This is a genomic window from Pseudomonas sp. ok272 (assembly GCF_900109995.1).
In the GTDB taxonomy this organism is placed as follows: Bacteria; Pseudomonadota; Gammaproteobacteria; order Pseudomonadales; family Pseudomonadaceae; genus Aquipseudomonas.
The window spans coordinates 78,687-102,288 of the sequence record NZ_FOCB01000011.1; the positions used below are offsets into that span (position 1 = coordinate 78,687).

General features: G+C 58.1%; 21 protein-coding genes and 1 pseudogene. 14 read left to right on the forward strand and 8 right to left on the reverse strand.

What is annotated here, in order from left to right:
* Positions 1-139 precede the first annotated feature (139 nt).
* The 6 genes from BMW74_RS16610 to BMW74_RS16635 all read left to right on the forward strand — a co-directional run bounded on the left by BMW74_RS16610 (position 140) and on the right by BMW74_RS16635 (position 6,025).
* Positions 140-2,605, forward strand: coding sequence for an autotransporter (locus tag BMW74_RS16610; protein ID WP_093423511.1), 2,466 nt, complete (start codon positions 140-142; stop codon positions 2,603-2,605).
* Between the two features lie 164 nt (positions 2,606-2,769).
* A complete protein-coding gene (gene modA / locus BMW74_RS16615) occupies positions 2,770-3,537 on the forward strand; it encodes a molybdate ABC transporter substrate-binding protein (RefSeq protein WP_093423514.1) in 768 nt (255 codons plus the stop codon).
* Positions 3,538-4,218 carry a molybdate ABC transporter permease subunit gene (modB, locus tag BMW74_RS16620; protein WP_093423517.1) on the forward strand — a complete coding sequence of 227 codons (681 nt, stop codon included), beginning with the start codon at positions 3,538-3,540 and terminating at the stop codon, positions 4,216-4,218.
* Positions 4,219-4,221: 3 nt separating this feature from the next.
* The gene (gene modC / locus BMW74_RS16625) at positions 4,222-5,310 is read left to right on the forward strand and encodes a molybdenum ABC transporter ATP-binding protein (protein ID WP_093423521.1); all 1,089 of its coding nucleotides are present in this window, start codon (positions 4,222-4,224) and stop codon (positions 5,308-5,310) included.
* Positions 5,311-5,419: 109 nt separating this feature from the next.
* Positions 5,420-5,644, forward strand: coding sequence for a hypothetical protein (locus BMW74_RS16630; RefSeq protein WP_093424015.1), 225 nt, complete (start codon positions 5,420-5,422; stop codon positions 5,642-5,644).
* 150 nt (positions 5,645-5,794) lie between these two features.
* On the forward strand, positions 5,795-6,025 hold the full coding sequence (locus BMW74_RS16635) for a hypothetical protein (RefSeq protein ID WP_093423524.1): 231 nt from the start codon (positions 5,795-5,797) through the stop codon (positions 6,023-6,025).
* 24 nt (positions 6,026-6,049) lie between these two features.
* On the opposite strand, the gene BMW74_RS16640 is transcribed toward BMW74_RS16635, so the two are convergent.
* Positions 6,050-7,351: an OprD family porin gene (locus BMW74_RS16640; RefSeq protein ID WP_093423527.1), complete on the reverse strand. Its 1,302-nt coding sequence runs from the start codon at positions 7,349-7,351 to the stop codon at positions 6,050-6,052.
* Between the two features lie 301 nt (positions 7,352-7,652).
* Between BMW74_RS16640 and BMW74_RS16645 the strand changes: the two genes are divergently transcribed.
* Positions 7,653-7,919, forward strand: a complete 267-nt coding sequence (locus tag BMW74_RS16645; RefSeq protein WP_093423530.1) for a DUF2790 domain-containing protein — start codon at positions 7,653-7,655, stop codon at positions 7,917-7,919.
* Between the two features lie 255 nt (positions 7,920-8,174).
* Positions 8,175-8,657: a serine protease inhibitor ecotin gene (gene eco, locus BMW74_RS16650; RefSeq protein WP_093423533.1), complete on the forward strand. Its 483-nt coding sequence runs from the start codon at positions 8,175-8,177 to the stop codon at positions 8,655-8,657.
* 60 nt (positions 8,658-8,717) lie between these two features.
* Here eco and ilvA read toward each other — a convergent pair.
* From ilvA to lpxO, 4 genes and pseudogenes are all read right to left on the reverse strand, one after another.
* Positions 8,718-9,716 (reverse strand): annotated as a pseudogene (gene ilvA, locus BMW74_RS16655) (threonine ammonia-lyase, biosynthetic); the annotation flags it as partial.
* 225 nt (positions 9,717-9,941) lie between these two features.
* Positions 9,942-11,090, reverse strand: a complete 1,149-nt coding sequence (locus BMW74_RS16660) for a PQQ-dependent sugar dehydrogenase (protein ID WP_093423540.1) — start codon at positions 11,088-11,090, stop codon at positions 9,942-9,944.
* A 51-nt stretch (positions 11,091-11,141) separates the two neighbouring features.
* A complete protein-coding gene (locus tag BMW74_RS16665; protein ID WP_093423543.1) occupies positions 11,142-11,519 on the reverse strand; it encodes a hypothetical protein in 378 nt (125 codons plus the stop codon).
* 156 nt (positions 11,520-11,675) lie between these two features.
* On the reverse strand, positions 11,676-12,575 hold the full coding sequence (lpxO, locus tag BMW74_RS16670) for a lipid A hydroxylase LpxO (RefSeq protein ID WP_093423546.1): 900 nt from the start codon (positions 12,573-12,575) through the stop codon (positions 11,676-11,678).
* 257 nt (positions 12,576-12,832) lie between these two features.
* Between lpxO and BMW74_RS16675 the strand changes: the two genes are divergently transcribed.
* Positions 12,833-14,140, forward strand: coding sequence for a serine hydrolase domain-containing protein (locus BMW74_RS16675; protein WP_093423549.1), 1,308 nt, complete (start codon positions 12,833-12,835; stop codon positions 14,138-14,140).
* A gap of 665 nt (positions 14,141-14,805) precedes the next feature.
* Here BMW74_RS16675 and BMW74_RS16680 read toward each other — a convergent pair.
* Entirely contained in the window at positions 14,806-15,501 is a 696-nt protein-coding gene (locus BMW74_RS16680) for a tRNA (adenine(22)-N(1))-methyltransferase (protein ID WP_305881715.1), read from the reverse strand.
* A 665-nt stretch (positions 15,502-16,166) separates the two neighbouring features.
* Here BMW74_RS16680 and BMW74_RS16690 point away from each other — a divergent pair.
* The 3 genes from BMW74_RS16690 (at position 16,167) to BMW74_RS16700 (ending at position 19,564) form a co-directional block, all read left to right on the forward strand.
* Positions 16,167-16,376, forward strand: a complete 210-nt coding sequence (locus BMW74_RS16690) for a hypothetical protein (RefSeq protein ID WP_093423558.1) — start codon at positions 16,167-16,169, stop codon at positions 16,374-16,376.
* A gap of 385 nt (positions 16,377-16,761) precedes the next feature.
* A complete protein-coding gene (locus BMW74_RS16695) occupies positions 16,762-17,838 on the forward strand; it encodes a hypothetical protein (protein ID WP_139208419.1) in 1,077 nt (358 codons plus the stop codon).
* Between the two features lie 292 nt (positions 17,839-18,130).
* Positions 18,131-19,564 carry a hypothetical protein gene (locus BMW74_RS16700; RefSeq protein WP_139208420.1) on the forward strand — a complete coding sequence of 478 codons (1,434 nt, stop codon included), beginning with the start codon at positions 18,131-18,133 and terminating at the stop codon, positions 19,562-19,564.
* 321 nt (positions 19,565-19,885) lie between these two features.
* Here BMW74_RS16700 and BMW74_RS16705 read toward each other — a convergent pair whose 3' ends face one another.
* Positions 19,886-20,533, reverse strand: coding sequence for a YkgJ family cysteine cluster protein (locus tag BMW74_RS16705; RefSeq protein ID WP_093423572.1), 648 nt, complete (start codon positions 20,531-20,533; stop codon positions 19,886-19,888).
* A gap of 388 nt (positions 20,534-20,921) precedes the next feature.
* On the opposite strand from BMW74_RS16705, the gene BMW74_RS16710 reads away from it, so the two are divergent.
* Positions 20,922-21,584, forward strand: a complete 663-nt coding sequence (locus BMW74_RS16710; protein WP_093423577.1) for a P-loop NTPase family protein — start codon at positions 20,922-20,924, stop codon at positions 21,582-21,584.
* Positions 21,585-21,975: 391 nt separating this feature from the next.
* The gene (locus BMW74_RS16715) at positions 21,976-22,344 is read left to right on the forward strand and encodes a helix-turn-helix domain-containing protein (RefSeq protein ID WP_093423582.1); all 369 of its coding nucleotides are present in this window, start codon (positions 21,976-21,978) and stop codon (positions 22,342-22,344) included.
* 383 nt (positions 22,345-22,727) lie between these two features.
* Here BMW74_RS16715 and BMW74_RS16725 read toward each other — a convergent pair whose 3' ends face one another.
* On the reverse strand, positions 22,728-23,522 hold the full coding sequence (locus tag BMW74_RS16725; RefSeq protein WP_093423592.1) for a DNA adenine methylase: 795 nt from the start codon (positions 23,520-23,522) through the stop codon (positions 22,728-22,730).
* Positions 23,523-23,602 lie beyond the last annotated feature (80 nt).

Consider the following 23,602-nt stretch of genomic DNA (forward strand, 5'->3'; position numbering starts at 1 on the left):
TCCCTTTGTGCAGGTGAGCCCCCCGCCGGGGAAAAAGCCCTCAACCACGCGGATAGCAGGTCTATGCTTTTCGTTCTGTGCATGTGTTGCGTGGGCCCGCCTCTCACAGCCAAAGATCACTTTTCCGACGGAGCTGACAATGGGTCACCATCGCTCAATTTTTTCCCTGCTCGCAGTGTCTGTCCTGATTTGCGCCGCCCTTCCCATTGCCCAGGCACAAACGCCTGTACAAACCGCCGCCCAGGCCCCCGCGGCGGCGGCGCCCGCCGAGCCGAGCTGGCCCCTGATCGTCACGAGCGACACCACGACCCTGACCATCTACCAACCACAAATCGACAGCTGGGACGGCTACACGCTCAACGCGCGGGCCGCCGTGGGTGCCACTGACAAGGATGGCAAGACCACCTACGGCATCTTGCACCTGAACGCCCACACCCTGGTCGACAAAGCCACCCGCTGGGTGGTGTTGGATCAGTACCAGGTCACCAAGGCCGACTTTCCGGACGACGAGAAACGCGCCGGCACCTGGCTCGCCGCCCTGCAACAGGACGCGGCCAAGCGCAAGAAGACCATCTCCCTCGATCAGTTGGAAGCAGCCCTGGGGGTGATCGCCGCCGAGAAAAAGGCTGACAGCCAGCCCATCGACAATACCCCGCCGGCCATCATCAGTTCCGAGTCGCCGGCGCTGCTGGTGTACATCGACGGCGAACCCACGTACCGCGCCGTCGAAGGCACTACGCTGCAACGGGTGATCAACACCCGCCCGCTGTTGCTCAAGGACGCCCAGGGCAAACACTACCTGCATGTGTTCGATGGCTGGATGGTTGCCGACCGCCTGGGCGGCACCTATGCACCGCTCAAAGCCCCGGGAGCGGAGCTGGAGAAGGCCAAGAAGGTGGCGATTGACAGTCGCCAGGTCGACCTGCTGACCGGCCAGACCGATCCCAAGAGCAAGGCGCCGAGCCTGGCCAAGGGCCCGGTTCCCGCGATCTACATCGCCACCACCCCGACCGAGTTGATCGTCACCGATGGGCCCGCACAATGGCAGCCGATCCAAGGCACACAGCTGCTGTACGCGGCCAACACCACCGGGCATATCTTCAAGGAAATCGGCGACCAGGACAGCTATGTGCTGATCTCCGGGCGCTGGTTCCGGGCCGCAGACATGAAAGGCCCATGGCGTTTTGTCGAAGCCGACAAGTTGCCGGCCGACTTTGCCAACATCCCCGATGACAGCCCCAAGGAGAACGTCAAGGCCTCGGTGGCCGGGACGCCACAGGCCCGTGAAGCGGTGATCGCGGCGAGCATTCCGCAGACCTCCGCGATCAAAAGAAGCGTGGTGAAGATGAGCCCACCGCAGTTCGACGGCGCGCCGCAGTTCAAGCCCATCACCGGCACCTCCCTGCAGTACGTGGTGAACACTGCGACACCGATCATCATGGTCGATCCGCAGCACTGGTACGCCGTGGAGAACGGTGTGTGGTTCGAAGCCCAGAGCGTGCAAGGGCCGTGGGTGGTCGCCATCGCGGTCCCAGCGGTGATCTATTCGATCCCGCCCAGTTCACCGATGCACTACCTCACCTACGTCAAGGTCTACAACGCCATGGGCGATACGGTGATCGTCGGCTACACCCCGGGCTATCAAGGCTCGACCATTGACCCTGTCAGCGGCGTGGTGGTGTACGGCACCGGTTACCCCTACACCCCCTGGGTCGGCAGTGTCTGGTACGGCCCGCCGGTGACCTACGGGCTGGGCGTAGCCATCCGCTACACCCCATGGACTGGCTGGACGTTCGGCTTCGGCTTCGGCTGGAGTTGGGGCGCCAGCACGGTCGCCATGGGCTGGGGCTGGGGCGCCTACCCATGGTGGGGGCCGTACAGCTGGGGCTACGCCTGGGGCCCACGGATTTATCCGGCGCCCATGCCATGGGGTGGCGTGGCCTACGGTTACCACGGCGGTGCCGCAGCCTGGGGACCGGGCGGCTGGGCGGGCACCACCGGCAACATCTACCGCCAATGGGGTGACCGGGCATCGGTCAGTCGCTACGGCTCGGGCTACAACGCCTGGACCGGCAATCGCTGGGCCGGCCAGGTCGGTTCGTCCTATAACTCGCGCACCGGCATCTCCGCTGCGGGCCAACGTGGCGCGGTGCACAACGTCTACAACGGCAATTACGCCGCAGGCAGCCGGGGCGTGGCAACCGGGCCCAATGGCGCCGTGGTCGCCGGCGCCCACGGCACGGCTGGCAACACGCGCACCGGCGCTCACGTTACAGGCAATCGCGGCGCGGTCTACAACCCCAACACCGGCGACACCACGCATTACGCCGCCGCCCATGGCCGCAACGGCGGTGTCGCCAATGTCGGCGGCAACGTATACGCCGGCCACGACGGCCATGTGTACCAAAAAACCGACAATGGCTGGCAATCGATGGTCAAGGGCAGCACCCGCCAGACACTGCCCAGCACTGCCAGCCAGGTACGCGATCTGGACGGTGAATCCTCTGCGCGCCTGCAGGGCAACCAGCGGCTGAACAACTATCACAACTCATCCCAGACCATGAATCATTCGTTTGGCGGGGGCGGCGGTCTGCATCGGCGCTAACCCGGCATCGAAGTTGTATACAATTTTTCGCCTCCGAGGCGTCAGTGAGTTCCGTTCGCCGGCAATACGCTATATATTCCTGTACATAGCGCATTGCCCTGCCCTGGCGCAGGTGACTGACCACAACACACTGCCCACCCTCACGTGCACCTCGGAGCCGCTTCATGACCATTCGTGCCTCGCGCTTTGCCCCTACTTGCCTCGCCTCGCTACTCGCCGTGTTCGCCTGCGGTTCGGCCCAGGCCGATCAAGTGCAAGTGGCGGTCGCTGCCAACTTCACAGCCCCTATCCAGGCCATTGCCGCCGACTTCGAAAAAGACACCGGGCACAAAGTGGTTGCGGCGTACGGCGCCACTGGCCAGTTCTATGCCCAGATCAAAAACGGAGCGCCGTTCGAAGTATTCCTCTCGGCCGACGACACCACGCCGCAAAAGCTTGAGCAAGAAGGCGACATCGTCAAGGGCTCGCGCTTCACCTACGCCATCGGCACCCTGGCGCTGTGGTCGGCCAAGGACGGTTACGTCGATGCCAAGGGCAAGGTACTGACCGATAACCAGTACCAACACGTGTCCATCGCCAACCCGAAAGCCGCGCCCTACGGGCTGGCCGCCACCCAGGTGCTGGCCAAGCTGGGCCTGACCGACAAGGTCAAGGACAAGATCGTCGAAGGCCAGAACATCACCCAGGCCTACCAGTTCGTGTCCACCGGCAATGCCGAACTGGGTTTCGTCGCCCTGTCGCAGATCTACAAGGACGGCAAGGTCACCAGCGGCTCGGCGTGGATCGTTCCGGCGCAGATGCATGACCCGATCAAGCAGGACGCGGTGATTCTCAACAAAGGCAAGGACAACCCGGCTGCCCAGGCCCTGGTCGACTACCTCAAGGGCCCTAAAGCCGCCGCGATCATCACGTCCTACGGTTACCAGCTCTAAATGTCCCTGACGAGTGCCGACTTCGCCGCGATTTGGTTGACCCTCAAGCTGGCGTCACTGACCACGGTCATTCTGCTGATCATCGGCACGCCGATTGCGTTGTGGCTGTCGCGTACCCGATCCTGGCTACGCGGCCCCGTCGGCGCCATCGTCGCCCTGCCCCTGGTGCTGCCACCCACCGTGATTGGCTTCTACCTGTTGCTGACCCTGGGGCCCAACGGGTTCCTTGGGCAGTTCACCCAATGGCTGGGCCTGGGCACGCTGACCTTCAGCTTTACCGGCCTGGTCATTGGCTCGGTGATTTACTCGATGCCCTTTGTCGTACAGCCCCTGCAAAACGCCTTCTCGGCCATCGGCACCCGTCCGCTGGAGGTGGCCGCGACCCTGCGCGCCAATCCCTGGGACACGTTTTTCACGGTGATCCTGCCGCTCGCTCGGCCTGGGTTCATTACCGCTGCGATCCTCGGCTTCGCCCACACCGTCGGCGAATTTGGCGTGGTGCTGATGATTGGCGGCAACATTCCCGACAAGACCCGCGTGGTCTCGGTGCAGATCTACGACCACGTCGAAGCCATGGAATACGCCCAGGCCCACTGGCTGGCCGGGGCGATGCTGGTGTTCTCGTTCCTGGTGCTGCTGGCGCTGTACTCCAGCCGTAACACCAAAGTCGGCTGGAGCTGATCGATGACCGAAGGCATTCGCGCACGCTTGCACCTGAACTATCCGGACTTTTCCCTGGACGTCGACCTCGACCTACCGGGTCGCGGTGTCACCGCGTTGTACGGGCATTCCGGCTCCGGCAAGACCACTTGCCTGCGCTGCATCGCCGGCCTGGAGCGGGCCGAACAGGGCTTTATCCAGATCAACGATGAAGTCTGGCAGGACAGCCACAAGAAGCTGTTCGTGCCCCCCCACAAACGGGCCCTGGGCTATGTGTTCCAGGAGGCCAGCTTGTTTCCCCACCTGTCGGTGCTGGGCAACCTGGCGTTTGGCCTGCGGCGCATCCCGCGCCCGCAACGTCGGGTCGACATGGAGCACGCCACCCAATTGCTGGGCATCGGCCATCTGCTGGATCGCCACCCGCAGCATCTCTCCGGCGGCGAACGGCAACGGGTCGGCATCGCCCGCGCCTTGCTCACCAGCCCCCGTCTGTTGCTGATGGACGAGCCGCTGGCGGCCCTGGACTCGCAGCGCAAGAGTGAGATCCTGCCCTACCTGGAAAGGCTGCACGACGAGCTGGACATTCCGGTGTTGTACGTCAGCCACTCCCAGGATGAAGTGGCCCGGCTGGCCGATCACATCGTCTTGCTCAGTGATGGCAAGGCCCTGGCCAGCGGCCCCATCGGCGAAACCCTGGCGCGCCTCGACCTGCCGCTGGCCCTGGGCGATGACGCCGGTGTCGTCATCGAAGGCCGCGTGACTGCCTACGATGCCGACTACCAGTTGCTCACCCTGCAACTACCCGGCAGCGTGCTCAACGTGCGGGTCGCCCACGCGCCCCTGGCCACGGGCACGCTGCTGCGGTTCAAGGTCCAGGCCCGTGACGTCAGCCTGAGCCTGCAAGGCGACGAGTTCAGCAGCATTCTCAACCGCCTGCCGGTCACCGTGACCGGTGAAGTGGCCGCCGACAACAGCGCCCACGTCCTGGTACGCCTGGACATCGCGGGCACCCCCTTGCTGGCACGCATCACCCGTTACTCGCGCGACCACCTGCAACTGCACCCCGGCCAGCAACTGTGGGCGCAGATCAAGGCCGTGGCGGTATTGGCGTGACGCGCCGGCGCCTGCAAGGGGTCAACCCGACGTTGGCGCGGTGACACAATTGCACCTTCGCCACTTGGATCTATAGTTGATGCCAACACAGAGCCACGTCGGTGACGCCATGGAAGACATTTTCGTTGTAAAGCGCTGCAACAAAATCATCATTCAGGGCCGCCGAGCCGGGGAAGTCACGCACCAGCCTCCGGTTGACGAGGTCTGGTTCCGCATCGCCGACAGCCGCACCCACGGCGGGTTTATCGGTGACGGTTATGATCGCGAGGAAGATGCCCGACGAGAGTGCCTGCGACTGAACAAGGCCAGCTCAAAGGTCTCCCGCCAGGGTTGAACCGCATGTCAATGGGTGCGCTGGCGGCTTAGACGCCTTGGCTATACTCAATTGAGCTGAAGGATTGGCGCATTCACTGACAAAAACGCTCGCACCTTGCGGGCGTTTTGTCGGCCCATGGCAACCGATTTGACTATGGAGGTGCTTTTCATGTCAGAGAAAGAGTCCATCACCACCCTGCTGACCCTGCTCGACTCCCGCCAAACGCGTCTGGCCGCAGCCTGCAAGGAAATTGCCGACTGGGTCGACAGCCATGACGGCCATCCGACGGCGATGAAAATTCGCGACCGCTTGCAGGACATCGAGAAAGACCAGCCGTTGATCCAGAACGCCCTGACCTCGCTCAGACCCCTTGATCGGCCGCTACCCCGGTTTCGCTGAGCGCCGAGCGGGCTGGCACGCTTGTCAGAACACCGAAAAGTTGTAGCTGACGATCAACCGTGTCTCATCCATGTCCCGGGCAAACTGTGCGTAGTTGCTGCGGTAGGTGGCGCTGCGCAGCCTCAGGCTGACATCCTTGAACGTGCCCCCTTGCACCACGTATTTGAGCTCACTGTCGCGCTCCCACTCCTTGCCCTCCAGTTCGCTGCCCGGCACCTTGATCTGATCGCCGCTGACATAGCGGGTCAGGAAGCTCAGGCCGTTGAGGCCGATTGCCTTGAAGTCGTAGTCGTAGCGCAGTTGCCAGGAACGCTCCTGGGCGGCGGCGAAGTCGTTGACCTGTAGGTAGTTGACCAGATACGGGTTGCTGCCATCCAGGTAAGGCATGGCGTTGTCACCGAGCATGCGCTGCCAGCCGGCACTGAGCGTGTGACCGCCGATGGCGTAGCCGAGCATCCCGCTCAGGGCCCGATTGTCGATGGAGCCGGCGCGGGCAGCACCGCTGTCAGCACTGCTGAGCAGCCGCAGGTCGGCCTTCAACACCCCCGTGCCCAAAGGCTGACGGGCGAGTACACCGAAAAAGTGCTGGCGGTAGATATCCTCCAACTGCGCGTACTGATACTGGGCACTCAGGCGCTCATTGATCGTGTAGTCCAGGCCGTACAGGTCGAAGTGATCCGATGTCACGTTGCAGGCATAGCGCTTGTTCTTACAGTGCACGCGGATGTCCTGGGGGTCGGTAGAATCCCGTGCGGTGTACTTGTCCAGGCGCGCGGCGGTAACGGTAAGGTCCTTGAACTCATTGGAGGTCAGCTGCGCACCGTTGAACATCGTCGGCAACAAGCGACCGTCGTTGTACTTGAGCAACGGCTGGTCGGGCAGCAAGGCGCCGTACTTGAGCACGCTCTCGGAAGCCCGGACCTTGGCGGTCAGACCCAGTTTGGCGTACTGATCCGCCGAGCCGCGCGGATGATCACCCGAAGAGGGCAGCAACCCGCTGTTGCTGCGCCCGGCGCTGGAATCAAGCTTGATCCCCAGCATCCCCAATGCATCGACGCCAAACCCTACGGCACCTTCGGTGTAACCCGATTTGAGGTTGAATATGAAGCCCTGGGCCGACTCTTCCCGCTTGGACGCGCCCTGCGGATTGGAGGTATGGCCGTCACGAAAGTCACGGTTGAAATACACCGTGCGCGCTTCGATCTGCGCATGGCTGTCCTCAATAAAACCGGCAGCCTGCAAGGGTGCGCCAAAAACTGCGCACAGGGCTAGAGCGCCGAAGCCTGGAACCAGGCGCGGAGTGAGGAGGAAAAACGGGGGACGCATGAATAAAGCTCCAGCAGTGCATCTTTGCGGCGGGACAATCACCAACACAAATAGCGTTGATCCAACGTAGGCAACACGCGGGAATCAGGTGAGAAGTAACAGGGAAGACTACAATGGTGGCACAGGGCTTTTAGCCACCAAAGGCTACTTTAGTCGCAAAGCCTGGGCCTTAACCCCCGGTTAACCCTGCCATCCAACAGTACATGTACCGCGTTCGTGCCGAACTTTCTGACACCCGACGCGGCTGGGCCGACATCCACCGGATGACGCGCCGACCTCACGCCTGCATCGGAGATTGCTCATGAACCTGCGTACGCTTCTGACTGCCACCGCACTGGTCTGCACCGGGTTTTCCGGATGGGCCCTGGCCGACACCCCGCAACCCGTGCCCTACCACTACAGCATGGGCCTGTTGCAGGTAGGAAAAGTCATATCCATGACCGAACAACCCAGCAACCCCATGGAGTGCAAAGAGATTACAGCAGAGATGAAATACATCGATACCCAAGGTAAACCGCAAGACATCTCCTACACAAAAATGTCGGATGGCTGTGATCTCCAAAATTGAGTCACGGCCGGTCGTGCCAGGCACTGGCCATGGGCGTAATGCGGCTCACTTAAGGGCGTCCCTATATCGAAGAAACACCGGTGACGAGCGAGATTGCTCGCCACCGGCTGTTTGAATGTCTAGATGACCTTAAGTGAACAGCATTCGGCCATGGGCGGGGCCTAAGGCAACGGCAGAGCCCGCTCGGTTTGCATAACCCGAGCCACGCAGTAAGAATGTCCCGCTTATCGACTTCACCACAAGCAAGGAGGCGTCATGCGCTCATCTCCCCTCATTACCCTGACGACGCTACTGCTGGCCGGCCTATCGACCCAGGCGGGCGCGGCGAAACTGGAAGACATCGCCCCCTTCCCCAAGGCCGAAAGCGGCTTCACACGCCAAGTCATCCATCTCCCCCCCAAAGACCCCGAGTACAACTATCAGGTCGAGATTCTCGCCGGCAAAACCCTCGACGTGGACTGCAACCGCCCACGCCTGGGCGGCATACTGGAAGAAAAAAACCTGGAAGGCTGGGGTTATCCGTTTTACCGACTGGACAAGGTCATCGGCCCAATGAGCACCCTGATGGCCTGTCCTGACAGCAAGCTCAAGCCGGACTTCGTGCCGGTCGTCGGCGATGGCTTCATGTTGCGCTACAACAGCAAGCTGCCGATTGTGCTCTACGTGCCCAAGGACATCGAGGTGCACTATCGCATCTGGTCGGCGGCCGAAGAGGTCGGCAAAGCCGTTCAAGAGTAGGTTCCCCGCTCGCCACCGCGGCCTTGCTGAATGCCCTCATCCGAGTCACGCCAGCGCGCCCCCCAAGGCGGCGCGTTCGGCGACGTAGCGCAAGCTGTCGAAGTTGATGTTGGCACCGGAATCAATCGCCACCAACGTCTGCCCACACACCCCGGTCTGCGCCACGTACTGCTTGATCCCGGCGACCGCCAGCGCCCCGGACGGCTCGGTGATCGATCGGGTGTCGTCGTAGATGTTCTTGATCGCCGCGCACAGTTCGTCATCGCTCACGGTCAGCACTTCATCGACATAATCACGGCAGACCTGGAAGCCATAGGCGCCGATCTGCGCCACGGCGACCCCGTCGGCGAAGGTCCCCACGCTCGGCAACACCACCCGCTCCCCGGCGCGCAGCGCGGCTTGCAGGCAGGCCGAGTGCTCGGATTCGACACCGACAATGCGAATCTGCGGCCGCAGGTATTTGACGTAGGCGGCGATACCGGCAATCAGCCCGCCGCCGCCCACCGGAACGAAGATCGCGTCCAGCGGCCCCTGGTGCTGGCGCAGGATTTCCATGGCGACCGTGCCCTGGCCGGCAATCACGTCCGGGTCATCAAAGGGCGAAACAAAGGTGCGGCCGGTTTGCGCGGCCAGGTTTAGCGCGTATGCCAGCGCGAAAGGAAAACTCGCGCCGTGCAACACGGCGTCCGCACCACGGCTGCGAACACCGATCACTTTCAACTCTGGTGTCGACTCGGGCATGACGATAGTCGCCGCAATCCCCAATTCGCGCGCCGCCAGCGCCACACCCTGGGCGTGATTGCCGGCCGACGCCGTGACCACACCTCGAGCCTGTTGCTCAAGCGTGAGGTGGGCGAGCTTGTTGTAGGCGCCGCGGATCTTGAAGGAAAAGGTCGGTTGCAGGTCTTCACGCTTGAGCAGGACCTGATTGCCCAGCCTCTCGGACAACGCCGGTGCAGGCTGCAACGGCGTGCGCACCGCCAGTTCATACACAGGCGCGGCAAGGATCTTTTTCACGTAGTGCGCAAGCAGGGGCTGCCCGGCGGTGGGGGTATCCATAATCGTCTCCTGGCGGTGTTCAGGGCCCAAGAGACAGAGAAACAAAACCCGCCTCTAGGGCGGGTTCGGTGCAGCCGTCAGCTAGCCCGCCAATAAGGAATGGCGGTAATAATGCTTGGCTGGCGGCGCGATACGGTGAACGTCATGGCTGGACGTTAGCCGCACGCTGATGGCAAGTCAATGGCCAGTTCATCACCGCGCCCACCCTCGCCGCTTGAAGCAACGTCACTTCAGGCCAACCCTGTACACGCCGCCATCGTCTGCATCGGTGAGCACGTACACGTAACCATCCGGGCCCTGCCGCACATCGCGAATACGCGCCTTGAGTTCACCCAGCAAGCGTTCTTCATGGACGACCTGATCGCCGTCAAGTTGCAGGCGGATCAACTCCTGGCTGGCCAAGGCGCCAATGAACAGGTTGTGCTGCCAGGCCTTGAAACGATCGCCGTCGTAGAATGCCATGCCGCTGATGCCCGGCGACCGCTCCCAGACATGGTGCGGCTCAGCCATACCGGCGACGCGCTGGCCCAAGGCTTCCGGGATCGCCAGCCCCGAATAGTTGACGCCGTGGGTCGCCAGCGGCCAGCCGTAGTTTTGCCCGCGCTCGATGATATTGATTTCATCGCCGCCCTTGGGGCCGTGCTCGCTCTCCCACAGCGTCCCCGTCCACGGATTGAGCGCCGCGCCCTGGGGGTTGCGCTGGCCGTAGGACCAGATTTCCGGGCGCACGCCGGCTTGGGCGACAAACGGGTTGTCATCCGGCACCTTGCCATCCGGGTAGATCCGTACAATCTTGCCTTGTAGCTTGTCCAGGTCCTGGGCGGTCTCGCGTACGTTGTTTTCACCCAGGGTGATAAACAGATAGCCGTCGCGATCGAACACCAACCGCGAGCCAAAGTGATTACTCGTCGAGAGCTTGGGTTCCTGGCGGAAGATCACCTTGAAATCCACCAACGCGCTCAGATCGTCGGCCAGTCGACCACGGCCCACTGCCGTGCCCGCCTTGCCATCCTCACCACCGCCTTCGGCATACGACAGGTAAACCATGCGGTCGGCCTTGAAGTCCGGTGACAACGCGACATCGAGCAGACCACCCTGGCCCTTGGCCCAGACCTTCGGCACGCCACCCAGCGCAGCGGACAATCGGCCATCGGCGCTGACCCACCGCAGATTGCCCGGCCGCTCGGTGACCAGCATGCCCTGCCGATCCGGAAGAAACGCCAGGGCCCAGGGATGATCCAGGCCGCTGACGATGCGGGTCACCTCAAGCGTGCCCTGTTCACTTTGCAGGTGTTGAGTTTGCGCCGCCCACACGGGTAACGCAGCGCTCAGAACAGTGGCGCAGAAGGTGGCCAACAGTGTTTTACGCCGCATGCAGCATTCCTTTTGTTCGTCCCGTTGCAAGCCAACCTGAATCAACGCCGTTCACCGGGTGTTGGTGCCCGAGTCCCTGCTCGGTGGCGTGGGTAAGGTATCCGACTGGATCGTGCCGGCTGGAGTTCCGGGGCGCGGATAACCGTTGCCGATGCCGCCGTTCTCCACGGTCGGCGTCCGGGGAACAGGCAGGGTGCTGGGTCCGCGAATGACCGGCGTGCTGGGCTGGGTGCCCTGCATGCTGTTGGGATTGATCCGCCGAATGGGGCTGTTGTAGGGATTGGCCGTGTTGCCCGGCAGGTTCTGCGCCAACAGCATCGACGGCTCGCCCACGGCTGCTAGCATGCCGAGATCGGCGCTGGCCTGGGTCAAGGTGCCCAGCACGCCGCTCAAGGCCAGCGCGGAGCAGCCAAGCATCAACCGGTTCATGATGGAGTTCCTCCAACGCATGCAGATAGGGAGTCTTGGCACACACGCTACGCCCATGGCTGGCCGCTGTGAAGGAAATACTCCCTGTTTACACAACCCTTACCCCGCGCAGGAAAAACGCTCTGCCGGCCCGCTACCTGACGAGTCCAGCCACCCTCACAGCAGCACGATCACCGCCAACACAGCGCTGACGATCGTCCACTTTTCCAGGTAGTAACGCGTGCGATTGCGCTTTTTCAGCGCCTTGCCACGCAGGCGAATCCTGTACAGCCTGGCGAAAGCCCGGTTCAAGCCGCCGGTCCTGTCGCCCCCATCGTTCGGCGCGCCGGCAGCCGCCATGACGTTGCGGCTGAACCAACCATTGAACGCACTCGCCCAGCGGTACTTCAGCGGTCGTTCGACATCGCAGAACAGGATGATGCGATTCTGCGCGGTGGTGTTTTCGGCGTAGTGAATGTAGGTCTCGTCGAACATCACCGCCTCGCCGTCCCGCCAATGGTAGCGCTCGCCATCGACCTCGATGTAGCAGCCCTCATCGTTGGGCGTCTCCAGGCCCAAGTGGTAGCGGTAGGAGCCGGCATAGGGGTCGCGGTGGCGCACCAGCCTGGCGCCCGGCGGCAGCTCGGCGAACATCGCCGCCTTGATCGAACCAATGCCCTGCAGCAGTTCGGTGGTACGGGGGCACAACCTGGTCGCCGAGGGGTGACTCTCGCCGTACCACTTCAGGTAGAAGCGCTTCCAGCCCGTCTTGAAAAACGAGTTGAAGCCCACGTCGTCGTACTGCTCCGAGCGCTTGATCTCCCCTGCCCGCAGCAGGTTCTGGCCTTCGGCGCGAATGTCCTGCCAATGGGCCTGCAAGGGGCTCAAGTCAGGGAAGTCGGCAGGATCGAGGTAAGGTTTGTTGGGGATCTTCGAGAACAGATAGAGAAAGCAGTTGATCGGTGCGAGAAACGTCGAGTGGTCGCCCAACTGGCGCCCCACCTTGTGCCGTACGCGGCCGCGCAGGTGCACATAGGTGATGGATAGCAGGTAAAGGGCAACAATGATCAGCTTCAAGGTAGTCGTCACACGTCAGAAAAAGTACATGCTGCGCGCCGAGGGGCTGATATGAGCGCAACGTCTGAAATTCAACGGATGGCCCCAAGCACGAAAGTAGCTCATGGCCATTGCGCGACATTCTAGTCACATTTTGTAATCAATGGTGAACCTGCAATTGTGAAAAGCGTCTGCGTGGTTCTTCAGTGCACGGGTCTGTTCTCGGCGCTCAACTCCGGGCACCATGGCACATCTCCTGTTCATGGAAGACCGCGCCAATGACGCCCGCCGCCCGTTTCACCCTCGCCCTGCTCGCCACCCTGACCGCGGCCACCGCCGGCGCTACGACTTACCCCGATGCTGCCGCCAGCGACCCGGCGACGCTGGGCTGGATGGTTGGCTCGCCCCCCCCGGCCGATCGCATCATTCGATTCGCCGATGGCAGCTACTTCAAGTTCCCGCAGATGCGCTGGAGCGTCTCGCACTTTCGCCAACTGATGCCCACCCTGAACGTCTCCCGAGGGCTCGGGGCGCCTGGCGTATTGGTTCAGTCACCGGACACGCAGATCAATGGGCTGGCCTTCACGCCCCTGGGCACAAAGCAGTCGATGACCTGGGAACAGTCGCTGCCCGCCACCTACACCGATGGGATTATCGTGCTGCATCGCGGCAACGTGGTCTATGAACGCTATTTCGGGGTGCTGAAGGATGATGGCCAGCACGCCGCGATGTCCGTCACCAAGTCGCTGGTGGGGACCCTGGGCGCGACGCTGGTGGCCGAAGGCAAGATCGACCCCAACAAGCGTGTTGCCGACTACGTGCCGGAACTGGCCCAGTCAGCCTTTGGCAATGCCACCGTGCGCCAGGTGCTGGACATGACCACCGGCCTTAAATACAGCGAAGACTATGCCGACCCGAACGCCGAGGTTTGGGCCCACGCCAACGCCGGCAGCCCACTGCCAAAACCCAAGGACTACACCGGCCCGCGCAGCTACTACGAGTTCCTACAGACGGTGCAACCCTTGGGGCACCATGGCGAGTCCTTTGGCTACAAGACCATCAACACCGACGTACTGGGCTGGGTGATTGCGCGCGTCACTGGGCAGAACGTCGCCGAACTGCTCTCACAGCGGATCTGGAGTCGCCTGGGTGCCGAGCAGGATGCCTATTTCACCGTCGATTCAATCGGTACGCCATTTGCCGGCGGCGGCCTGAACGCCGGCCTGCGGGACATGGCGCGTTTCGGCGAGATGCTACGCAACGACGGCACGTTCAACGGCCAGCAGATCGTGCCCAAGGCGGTGGTCGACGACATTCGGAGGGGTGGTGACAAGGCCGCCTTCGCCAAGGCCGGTTACGGACTGCTGCAAGGCTTCAGCTATCGCAACATGTGGTGGGTCAGCCATAACCCGGACGACGCGTTCATGGCCCGCGGTGTCCATGGCCAAAGCATCTATATCGATCCCAAGGCCGAGATGGTGATCGTGCGTTTCGCCTCGAACCCGGTGGCCGCCAACGCGGCCAACGACCCGATCACCCTGCCGGCGTTCGCTGCCCTGGCCCAGCACCTGAAAAAGCAACCCTAAGGCGCCGCAGCGACCGCGCCCTGGCCCCAAAATGAAAAAACCCTGCGCAGTTACTGGCAGGGTTTCTCGCTGATTCGGAACACCACGATAATCCTCGAATGAATAAAGAGGGTTACCGCTGCATCAGGTTTAGCGAATTAATTGCTAAACAGCCCACGAATAGTGCTGCGCACAGCGCTGCCAGCTTCCGATTTCACCGAGTCGCTGGCAGTTTTAACCATATCACCTACGAATGACGGCTCTGCTGGCGCAGCAGTCGTGGCGACTTGATTGGTGGCAGGTGCTTGCGTTGCGTCTTGAGTCGCGACGACTTGAGGCTGTGCCTGAGTCGGTGCGGCTGGCGCCATGCCAGTTGCGTGCTGGAGTTCCGCACAGCCTGTCAACGCCAAAGCCATAGTGACTGCTGCAAGGCAAGTTGTCTTTTTCATAGTCCGTTTCTCGCGAGTGAGGTCCATAGTTGTATCGCCCGACGAACGGCGATTGCGCCATCATACGAAACCAAAATGATATTGCAATGCCACCTATCGATAATTTCAACTCATCCGCGTACAAAAAACATCACGGGCACACCGCCAACTCAACCGGATTGCGACAGCACAACGCGCAACTTCGAGGCCTGAAACACCCGGCGTAACGAGCGTCTGCGGCCTCATCGTGGCCTGGCTTCAAGCCAGCAATTGCGTGATCCACCGGGCCTGTCGGGCGACGTCCTGCACTTTGTCTTCGGGCACCGCTTGCCGTGCCTGGGCGAAGTTGGCCAGGGTCTTGTGCTTCTCGCGCAGGATGCGCTGCCACTTGCCCAGGAACGCTGGGCTGCGTGCCTGCATCTGCAGCGGGCCGAAGTACAACTGCTCGGCGGTGTACTGCACCGGTCCGATACGCTCGGCGACGATGATTTCGTAGTAAAACCGGTTTTCCCGCAGTATTTCCTCGCAGAGGATGCCGTAGCCATTGTCCATCAGCCATTGGCGCAGTGGCTGCTCGCCGCCGTTGGGCTGCAGGATCAAGCGCTCGCGGCCGCTCAAGCGCGCCTTGTCGCTGTCGAGGATGTCGCGGATCGTCTCGCCGCCCATGCCACAGATGCTGATCGCCGTGATCCCGTCTTGCGGTTCGATCGCCGCCAGGCCGTTGGCCAGGCGCACGGTGATCCGCGCAGACAGTTCATTGTCGCGCACGGTGCGTTCAGCCGCGTGGAACGGCGTCATCGCCACCTCACCGGCCACCGCCGCCGTGATCGCACCACGGCGCATCAACGCCACCGGCAAATAGCCGTGGTCCGAGCCGATATCGGCCAGGCGCGCACCCGCTGGCACATGCGCCGCCACGCGCTCCAGGCGCATGGACAATGTCTGTTCGTTCAACTGCAGTTCCTTTTCACCACGGATAGCGCGTACCACCGGTATGTGTTCGCGCGGCGCATGATGCGGGGTGAAGGAGGCAGGGTAAAGACGCCGGCGACGATTGCGGGGTTGACGCCTCCGGCCACTGCGTCACCGGGAACACAGGACAATTTGAGCGTGGACGGCCTGAGGACGCTGGCGACTCGTTATCGTCCACCGTACAACTGCCGCCGTACTTATGCGACAATGCGCGCAATTGTCTGGCATGAATCCCGCATTTAATCGCACAACAGCTTGGACACAGCGTCCAGATGCTGCTCTGGACTTATGCGCGCTGGTTGAACTCAAGTGGTGACCGGGGGGAAATGGACACGCTCCAAAATGCCCCAGGAATGGCCAAAGCCCAAAAAGCGCAGCTCGCAACCCATTGATAGGTAAAGTAATTGATCTCCACAGCTAACATCACGATGCGCTATAAAACGCATTCAAATGATTGCTGGTGATCAGTATTTACTGGGCGAAATCATCGTGAGTAATCACCGATAACGCACGAAAATACACCCGTTGGTCCCAGGGTTGGTCCCAGCGGGAAGTTTTTGACCCATACCGAAACTGCATACCCTCCCCCGACGTCCTGCTGACGAAAAAACTGACTGCTACGCTGAAATCTCCACGGAGAATTCACAATGCCCAACTCTGACCTGCTCCCTTCCCTACTGTTCAAGATCAATGAAAACCAGCTTGCCCTGGAGGCCGCCATCATGGAGCTTTCAAATTGGGTCGAGCAGCGCGGCTCGGCAGACGTAGCCGACAATGTCCGTGGTGCCCTGGATACTATCGACAAGAACGAAGAATTCATCAAACTGACGCTGGCCGTGTTGATGGCACCTGAGTGAGGACCAACAGACAGCTATCGACCCGATAGCTGTCCTCCGCACAGGCAAGAGTCGGCCATAAGTGGACGTTGGCAAGCGATCACTATTGGCCAGGAGGTGATGGTCAGCCCAGGCGGCTACAGGTTACTAGTAGCGGTGGACAGCGTGATGGCAAATCAGTAGCGTGCCCTAGGCTGCTGCCGAATTCATCGATAGACATCACGGCTTTTACGAAACTTCGCTAAACGTATAAGTGAAGTACGAGTAGCTGACGTCGGGCCTAGCGTTAGTCAGTAAAGCGTTTTTTCAAAAGAAACTATAAGCTAAATATACGAAGGCTGGGCGCATAGCGAAATAGAACCTATAGGTATACCAATAACTAAATTCAATGATTTCGAGGTGAAAATTGAATACTGACACTACCGTACTATTACCTCAAGCTGCGAGAGGCATCATTGGGGATACCGCATCGTACTGGGCATCTTTTTACTGCGCGATATTGAAAACTGTGCGCTATCAGAAAAACCTTCCTTTTAATTGGGGCTATAGTTCAAGCTTGCAAGACTATAAGGGCGCACTTAGAGAAAGTGGCTTCTTCGGAAAAATGGAAAATACGGTCTTAAACCATGCATTCGAATATGTCATGGTTGACTTCCTTAAAACAAAAACTGGAATCTCATACTTCAAAGAGTTATGTGCGAGCGTATTGAGCGAGTATGAAATTAAAGACTTTAACATAAGCAAAATGAACATATTTAAGGTGGGCACTGATTCTGAGTTTCATTTTGCCCAAAGAAACTATAACAAAACAAGAGTTTTGATGCTTCTACCTCGGGGGGTGAAGGCTTATCCAAGAACTAAAACCCCCGGATTGAGTCTGGATGAAACTTTAAAGAATTCTGATTTGTTTATATTGATTTCAAATGATGAAGAGACGATCGGATTTGTTGGAGAAGTTGAAGGGAATCACGGCGAATCCTTATTCCTACCCTCGTACTACAAAGATAAACCAATGAAAGACAAGTATTGCACATTTGGCATTGGTGTATCTGATAAGAACAAGCATGGAGATGATTCGATCAAAGGTGAAATAAGTCTAAATCGAAGCGAGGCTGTAGAGCGTTGGATCCTGCACTTTTCAAAATCTAATTGCTTTACGAAAGATTATCGGCGCGCAGTTCGTAGTCTCAAGGGTTTAGTCGATGGACATTTCGGCCACCTTGAGGATATCGAGGATTCTGGTCACCAAAAAATACTCGACATGATCAAGTCGGGGTGGCACAAAGATATACTTGAATTAATTTCGACTCTCGAATTATTTGTAGACTATATATCTCCAGCTAACAATTACTACTACCAAGAAGTTGTAGGCGAAAAAATTCTGTATAGACCGTCGCCTCTGGTGATGCCCGATCAGTTCCCCCTTTATTCTATTGATGAAGAGGCTGAGTCTCCTCAGTCAAGTTCCATTATCGTAATCTAAACTCTATTGAATGCTTAATATGGCAGAATCTCGTTCTTTAAAATATCGGCAACCATCGCCATGACAATACGATTAGCAGTAGTAAGAACGCGACCACCCTGCGCAACAGTCTGCTTTTGGCCGATTTCGGCCAGTGGCGACCGGCTGAAATCGACCCAAAGTGGTCTCTCGCGATTGACTGCAACCGACCAGAAGGAGGCGCTCGAAAGCGTCTACGGGATCGGGCCTATTCAATGTGTTGATTGCTTGTATATTACCATTCCGTAAATGAATATCGTGGGAAGGGCTTCAAGTGACAAACGATTCAATACCCAAGGCTCGTACCTTCTGGAAAGAGAAAGATTATCTGAGCTCGGTGAGGGTAGGTCTAACGACAGAGCTTCCATCCAAATATAAGAGTTCAGGGCATTTTACCGAAGTATTTCTCAATCTCGCTTATGCGCTGTACAGCGCATCCGAAGCTAATCTCTACAATGAATTCACGCGCATTTTTCCTAAGTATATGTCGCTTGTCGTACCCAATATTCATTCCGAACCCCCAGTTGGATATCACAACCACGCGTGCTTGATGCAGCGCAATCTGAGCGCCGTGATATTTCAATATTATGAGAATACATGCTCGATTGATGAAGTCAGGGCGGCCGAAGAGCTTCTAGTAAGATGTACTACTTTTACACCCAACCCTTCGGCGTTAGACGAATACAATACAAAACTCTTGGGGTTGGTCGGTCTCATCCAGGCGGGGAAAGACCCTTACTTCACTGTAGCTTTCAAGCTTCCGTTTGCTCTGCCTTTACCCGATGGTAAGTACGAAGTAACGCATCCGGGCGGGAAAATGACTATTTCCGTCGAGGGCTTCGTCGCTGACGATGTGTCTTCTCGTGTGGACGACCGGCACTTCTCACGAGTGGAAGTCACAGCAAAAGGGTTCACTTGCACCGACAACTACTGGAGCGGCCCCAATATCGAAAGCGACCAAACGGAACCATGGAATAGACGTCTTGCGCTCTCGGTCGTGAACCGGGTTGTGCTGGAATCGAAATTGGTAGACGAGTCGCTTCGAATTGTCATGGCTTCATCGCGCGACATCGGAAATATAGTTACTACACAGTACGACGGAGATGGTGCCACATTCCATCTATCGATTGCGTTGACCTTTGGGGGATTCTCTCTGGTAGATACCCTGTCTCGGCAGCAGGTTACCCCAGAAAAATGTCAGCTCTTGACCGAACGACTGTCGGTCGGAGAGATGGCGATGCATGAAAATCTGTATGCCCAGGCGCTTATCCAACGAGGTACCGAAAACTTGGTTGGGGCCTACTATCTTTTGAACTCCGCTGCAGAGGCAATGATTGACTGCTTCTTAGTCTCTTTATGTGAGAAGTTCGAAGTATCCGACAAACTTAGTCGTTTTTTGTTGGGCGAATCGATTTGCATTTCCTGCGAGCTGTTCAAGGCGGCGCCGGTTGCGATCGATACACCTCGCTCAGCCAATCCACCGTCGGCGTTTCAGCGATTTAATTTTTTGAAGGAAGTAGGAGTCGCAAAACCCGCTGATGTGCGTAGCCTCAAAAGATCGCTTGTGACCGTTCGGAGCGACAGTCTGCGCAACGACTTGAGTCACGGAAGGAAAGACTGCATCCCTTCAGTTGCGGTCGACAAGGCAATAGTAGCGTTCCGTGAACTCCGATCCACTTTTCAAGCACTAAGTATCCGCGATGAATAAGTGATGGCAGTAAATGAATCTTGAGCCCCACGACAGTAACCGTGTCGATGACAAGAACGCTTTGCATTGGGTGCATACAGAAGCCGTCAATAGCATGTTGACGGTTACCAAACGACCAGTATTTTTTTCGAAAAATGAATGCCAATTGCGAGTGTATCGGACATTTTAGCGAGCAAGTGCCGGCCTAGGTGAACGACTGCTCCTGGCCGTTCTCTGCCCATCGCGAGAGGCAGAAAGCGACCCATAGCGGACCCTCACGCCTGGTTAACGCTGAGGCTTTAGCTGGCCAAAAAAAGCGTAATTAGCAATTTTAAACAGTTGTTAGAGCATTATCCTTTCCGGTAACAACTCGTAAACCTGCGCGCCATTTGCCCATTTTTCAGGAAGTTCCTCATTGTCTAAGGCGGCCAAAACGCCTTGCGTTAATTCGGTTGGGTGCATGACACATCCTTTTGACTTGTATTTATTAACTGTCTCAGCAGTAATTACGTCGTGGAGGTATTTTATTTCTTGGACTTCCTCGGCGTTGCGCGTTGAAATGCACGCCTTTACGCTAGTCGATATGTTTGAGCGGCATTTATGTGGGCGTACAGAATAAATCTGGCACTCTCCACTTTCTGATAGAAAAGCACATGTCTTGTTGTATGCATGAAAGGTTTTATCTTTAGCATATATGGCGTGTTCGCGTAGTTTACTTACCAATAGCTCTCTTCGTTCGACGGGTAGTGATTTGACGTGATTTGCGATTAGAAAAGCCTCAGGAGGTAGAATTTCAACTCTCAGGTTGCAGCAATGGTGGCATCCTCTTCTGCACTCAATTCTAGTTTTTGTCGTTGAAAGGATATTTTTTGTAATCGAGTCAGTTTCCAACTCAAATTCCGAAATTGCTGCTACTAAAATCCTGGGGTCTTTTCCGATGAGAATTCTTTTCTTCAGTTTTGAAGAGTATTTTTTAATGTTGTACTTCATTTTTGCGTACTCGAATGATTAGGCTGTAGCGCCGTTCGACGGAGCACCCGAAACAGGGAAGGCAGCCGAGCGTTTCGCCCGAAGGTAGCATTTCGCCAGCAAGTCGTCGAGCGACTGCTTTTGGCCGCTTTCTGCCGGTCACGACAGGCAGAAAGCGGCTGAAGCGGACGTTAGAGCAGGTACCCCCCCTTTCAGACCCATCCAAGAGCTGGCGCAACGTAAGTACAGGGATGTACTATTGCAGGCACGCGCACATCGGCGCGTGCTGCCCACCTTCGGCTCACCTGGTTCGCCGGGACGATGAAGTTTTCACTTTTGCGCAGATTCCATAGTTGGCGGAATTCGGCAGTGGGCACTGGATAGATCCGCTTCAACTTTTGGAGCACGCATGGACCACCCTCATATCACCGCGACCGCTGTCGAGAAACTCAAACGCGCAGCAAAGTCTCATCGCAACACCTCTGGCTGTCCTTTAGCTACCGCGCTCGACCTCGTTGCAGCGCAGGCAGGCTATTCGAACTGGAAGCGCGTCACCGAACTCGCCGCTAATTCCCCTCTTCTAGATAGCCACTTGTTGCCGGCCAGGCACCGTCACCTGCTCACTTGGGTCGTGGCCAAGGGCAGTATGCGGCACAAACAAGTGGATACAGTTTCTGAGCTCTGCGAGGCGTTAGGTGGCGCGACCCCAGTACTCATTCGTCAGGCCTGCGAAAGCGCTACCCCGGAAAACCCTTGCTTTTGCCAGCTGGACCCGTTCGCCACCGCAATGCTGGCTGGAGTTGCAGTAGACATTGGGGATAAGTACGACTCGTGGAATTACTTGTTCGATGCCAGCGAGCCAGCGCGCGAATACCCTGCTTGGCAAAAGCGCGTGGTCGTCGGCCTGGGGACTTCGGACCATTACCCCAACGAGCATCTAACAACGCGAGACACAGATGATCGGAGCAATACGCTGAACCCCAACAATTCTGCGCACAAAGCAACGACCAGCAACCGGTCCTCCCAGATGAACCCCAACAACACGAGGTATCTGGGCCATAAGAGTGACTGATCGAGCTCCAAACATGGGGAAGCTTTGGAGGTCACTTCTTGGCCGACGGTATTCGATATAGACATGTGGGGCAGCTTGATTTAACGATCGAATTTGGCCCATAGCTGCCCTGTGCGAAGGGCAGCTAAGGGTTGTGGATTCAACAGGTCGTTGCGGCGCGACCCTGTGTGGGGCGTGGATAGGGATTCGAACCCCTTCTAATGTCTCTGTAGACCGCTAGAGACCAGCAAAACAGGAATTTCAGTTCGTTTCTCATGGCTCATTGCGGCCTGTGGCGGCCCTGAATCTGCCCTAATTCTGCCCTAACCGTTCATCCTCTAGCCAACACAGCAGAACTGGTTTACGCTCTCCATATAACTGTATATAAATACAGTAATATGGAAAATTTGCCATGACTGGAAAACTTGTCGATTTGGACCAGGTCCGAAATCTGAAACAAGCCGAAATTAATAAAAGGATGTGGCTACTCGCCGAAGATCTCCCTCTTGGTTTCTCAGAATCCCACTGTGTGAAGGCTAGGGAAATGCTTGGTTGGTCCGTCGAGGCACTCGCATTTCGGTCCGGAGTTTCGACTCAAGCGATTAGACAGCTTGAACTTGGCACTCGAAAACTACGCCGCGTAACGATGCAAGCCTTGTCATTTAGCTTTGAATCCGAAGGCCTGATCTTTTTTCCAAACCTGGAACCAATGCGTGGTAACAACTGCCGGGGCGGAACAACTGATCCTAGAGGGAGGGATGATTTCTATTTGATTGAATGACTAGGTGTAATAAATCCCTAAGGCTCAAATGGGCCACTCCTGTCCCATTAAGACCTCTTACCCTGCCCCGGCGCCCCTCCTTGCAGCGGCCGGGTTGAGCCATGGACTTTCTCTTTGAGCCTAGTGAACGGCGTCGATTGAACCTGGCGTTTGACCAACACTTTCGCTCCATTGCCGGAACGCTTCAGTGCCTTCATGGTTTCGGCTCTTCGCTCCTTCACGATGGACAGCGCATCTTCGAAGGAAACATCCTGCTCATCGGCAAGTAATTGAGCCCGCTCCCGTAATTTTGACTCTCTATACGCTGAGTTTTTCCCCACCGCGAAGCACTCCTGCTCAGATGAAATAAGGCACTCTGCGGCAGGTTAGCTAGTTTATATCTACTAGAACAACCCTCCCAACGCCGCCGGCTCCCAGTTCATGATCACCAACTCGTCGCTGACCTCTGCCTTTCCCTGGCGCTGGTTGGTGTTGCTGTAGCGGATATCTAGTGTCTCGAAATGGAAGCCTTCGAATACCCGTCGGATGTCCGGATGGTCGTTGATGCTGACCATCACCCTGCCCTTGCAGTGCCGCATAAAGTCGGCCATGCGTTCGTAGTTCTCGAACGGAAAATCCACCCCATAGCCTGCAGTCTGCCAATAAGGCGGGTCCATGTAATGGAAGGTGTGCGGCCGATCGTACCGTTCGGCGCAGTCGAGCCAGGGTAGGTTTTCGACGTAGGTGCCGGACAGGCGTTGCCAGGCGGCCGAGAGGTTTTCTTCAATGCGCAGCAGGTTGATAGCCGGTCCGGTGGTGGCGGTGCCGAAGGTTTGGCCGGTGACTTTGCCGGCGAAGGCGTGGTGTTGCAGGTAGAAGAATCGAGCGGCGCGCTGGATGTCGGTGAGGGTTTCCGGGCGGGTCATCTTTTGCCATTCAAACACTTGGCGTGAGCTGAGTGCCCATTTGAACTGGCGCACGAATTCTTCGAGATGGTTTTGGACGACGCGGTACAGGGTGACCAGGTCGCCATTGATGTCGTTAAGGACTTCAACGGGCGCGGCCTGGGGGCGCATGAAGTAGAGCGCGGCGCCACCAGCAAAGACTTCGACGTAGCATTCGTGGGGCGGGAAGAGTGGGATGAGACGGTCGGCCAGGCGGCGTTTGCCGCCCATCCAGGGAATGATGGGGGTGGACATAGAAAGCAAGACCTTTACTGTATGGATAAACAGGTGCTAGGCTCGCTCCGCTTTGTGCACGAAGCAGGAGCCTTGGCTGG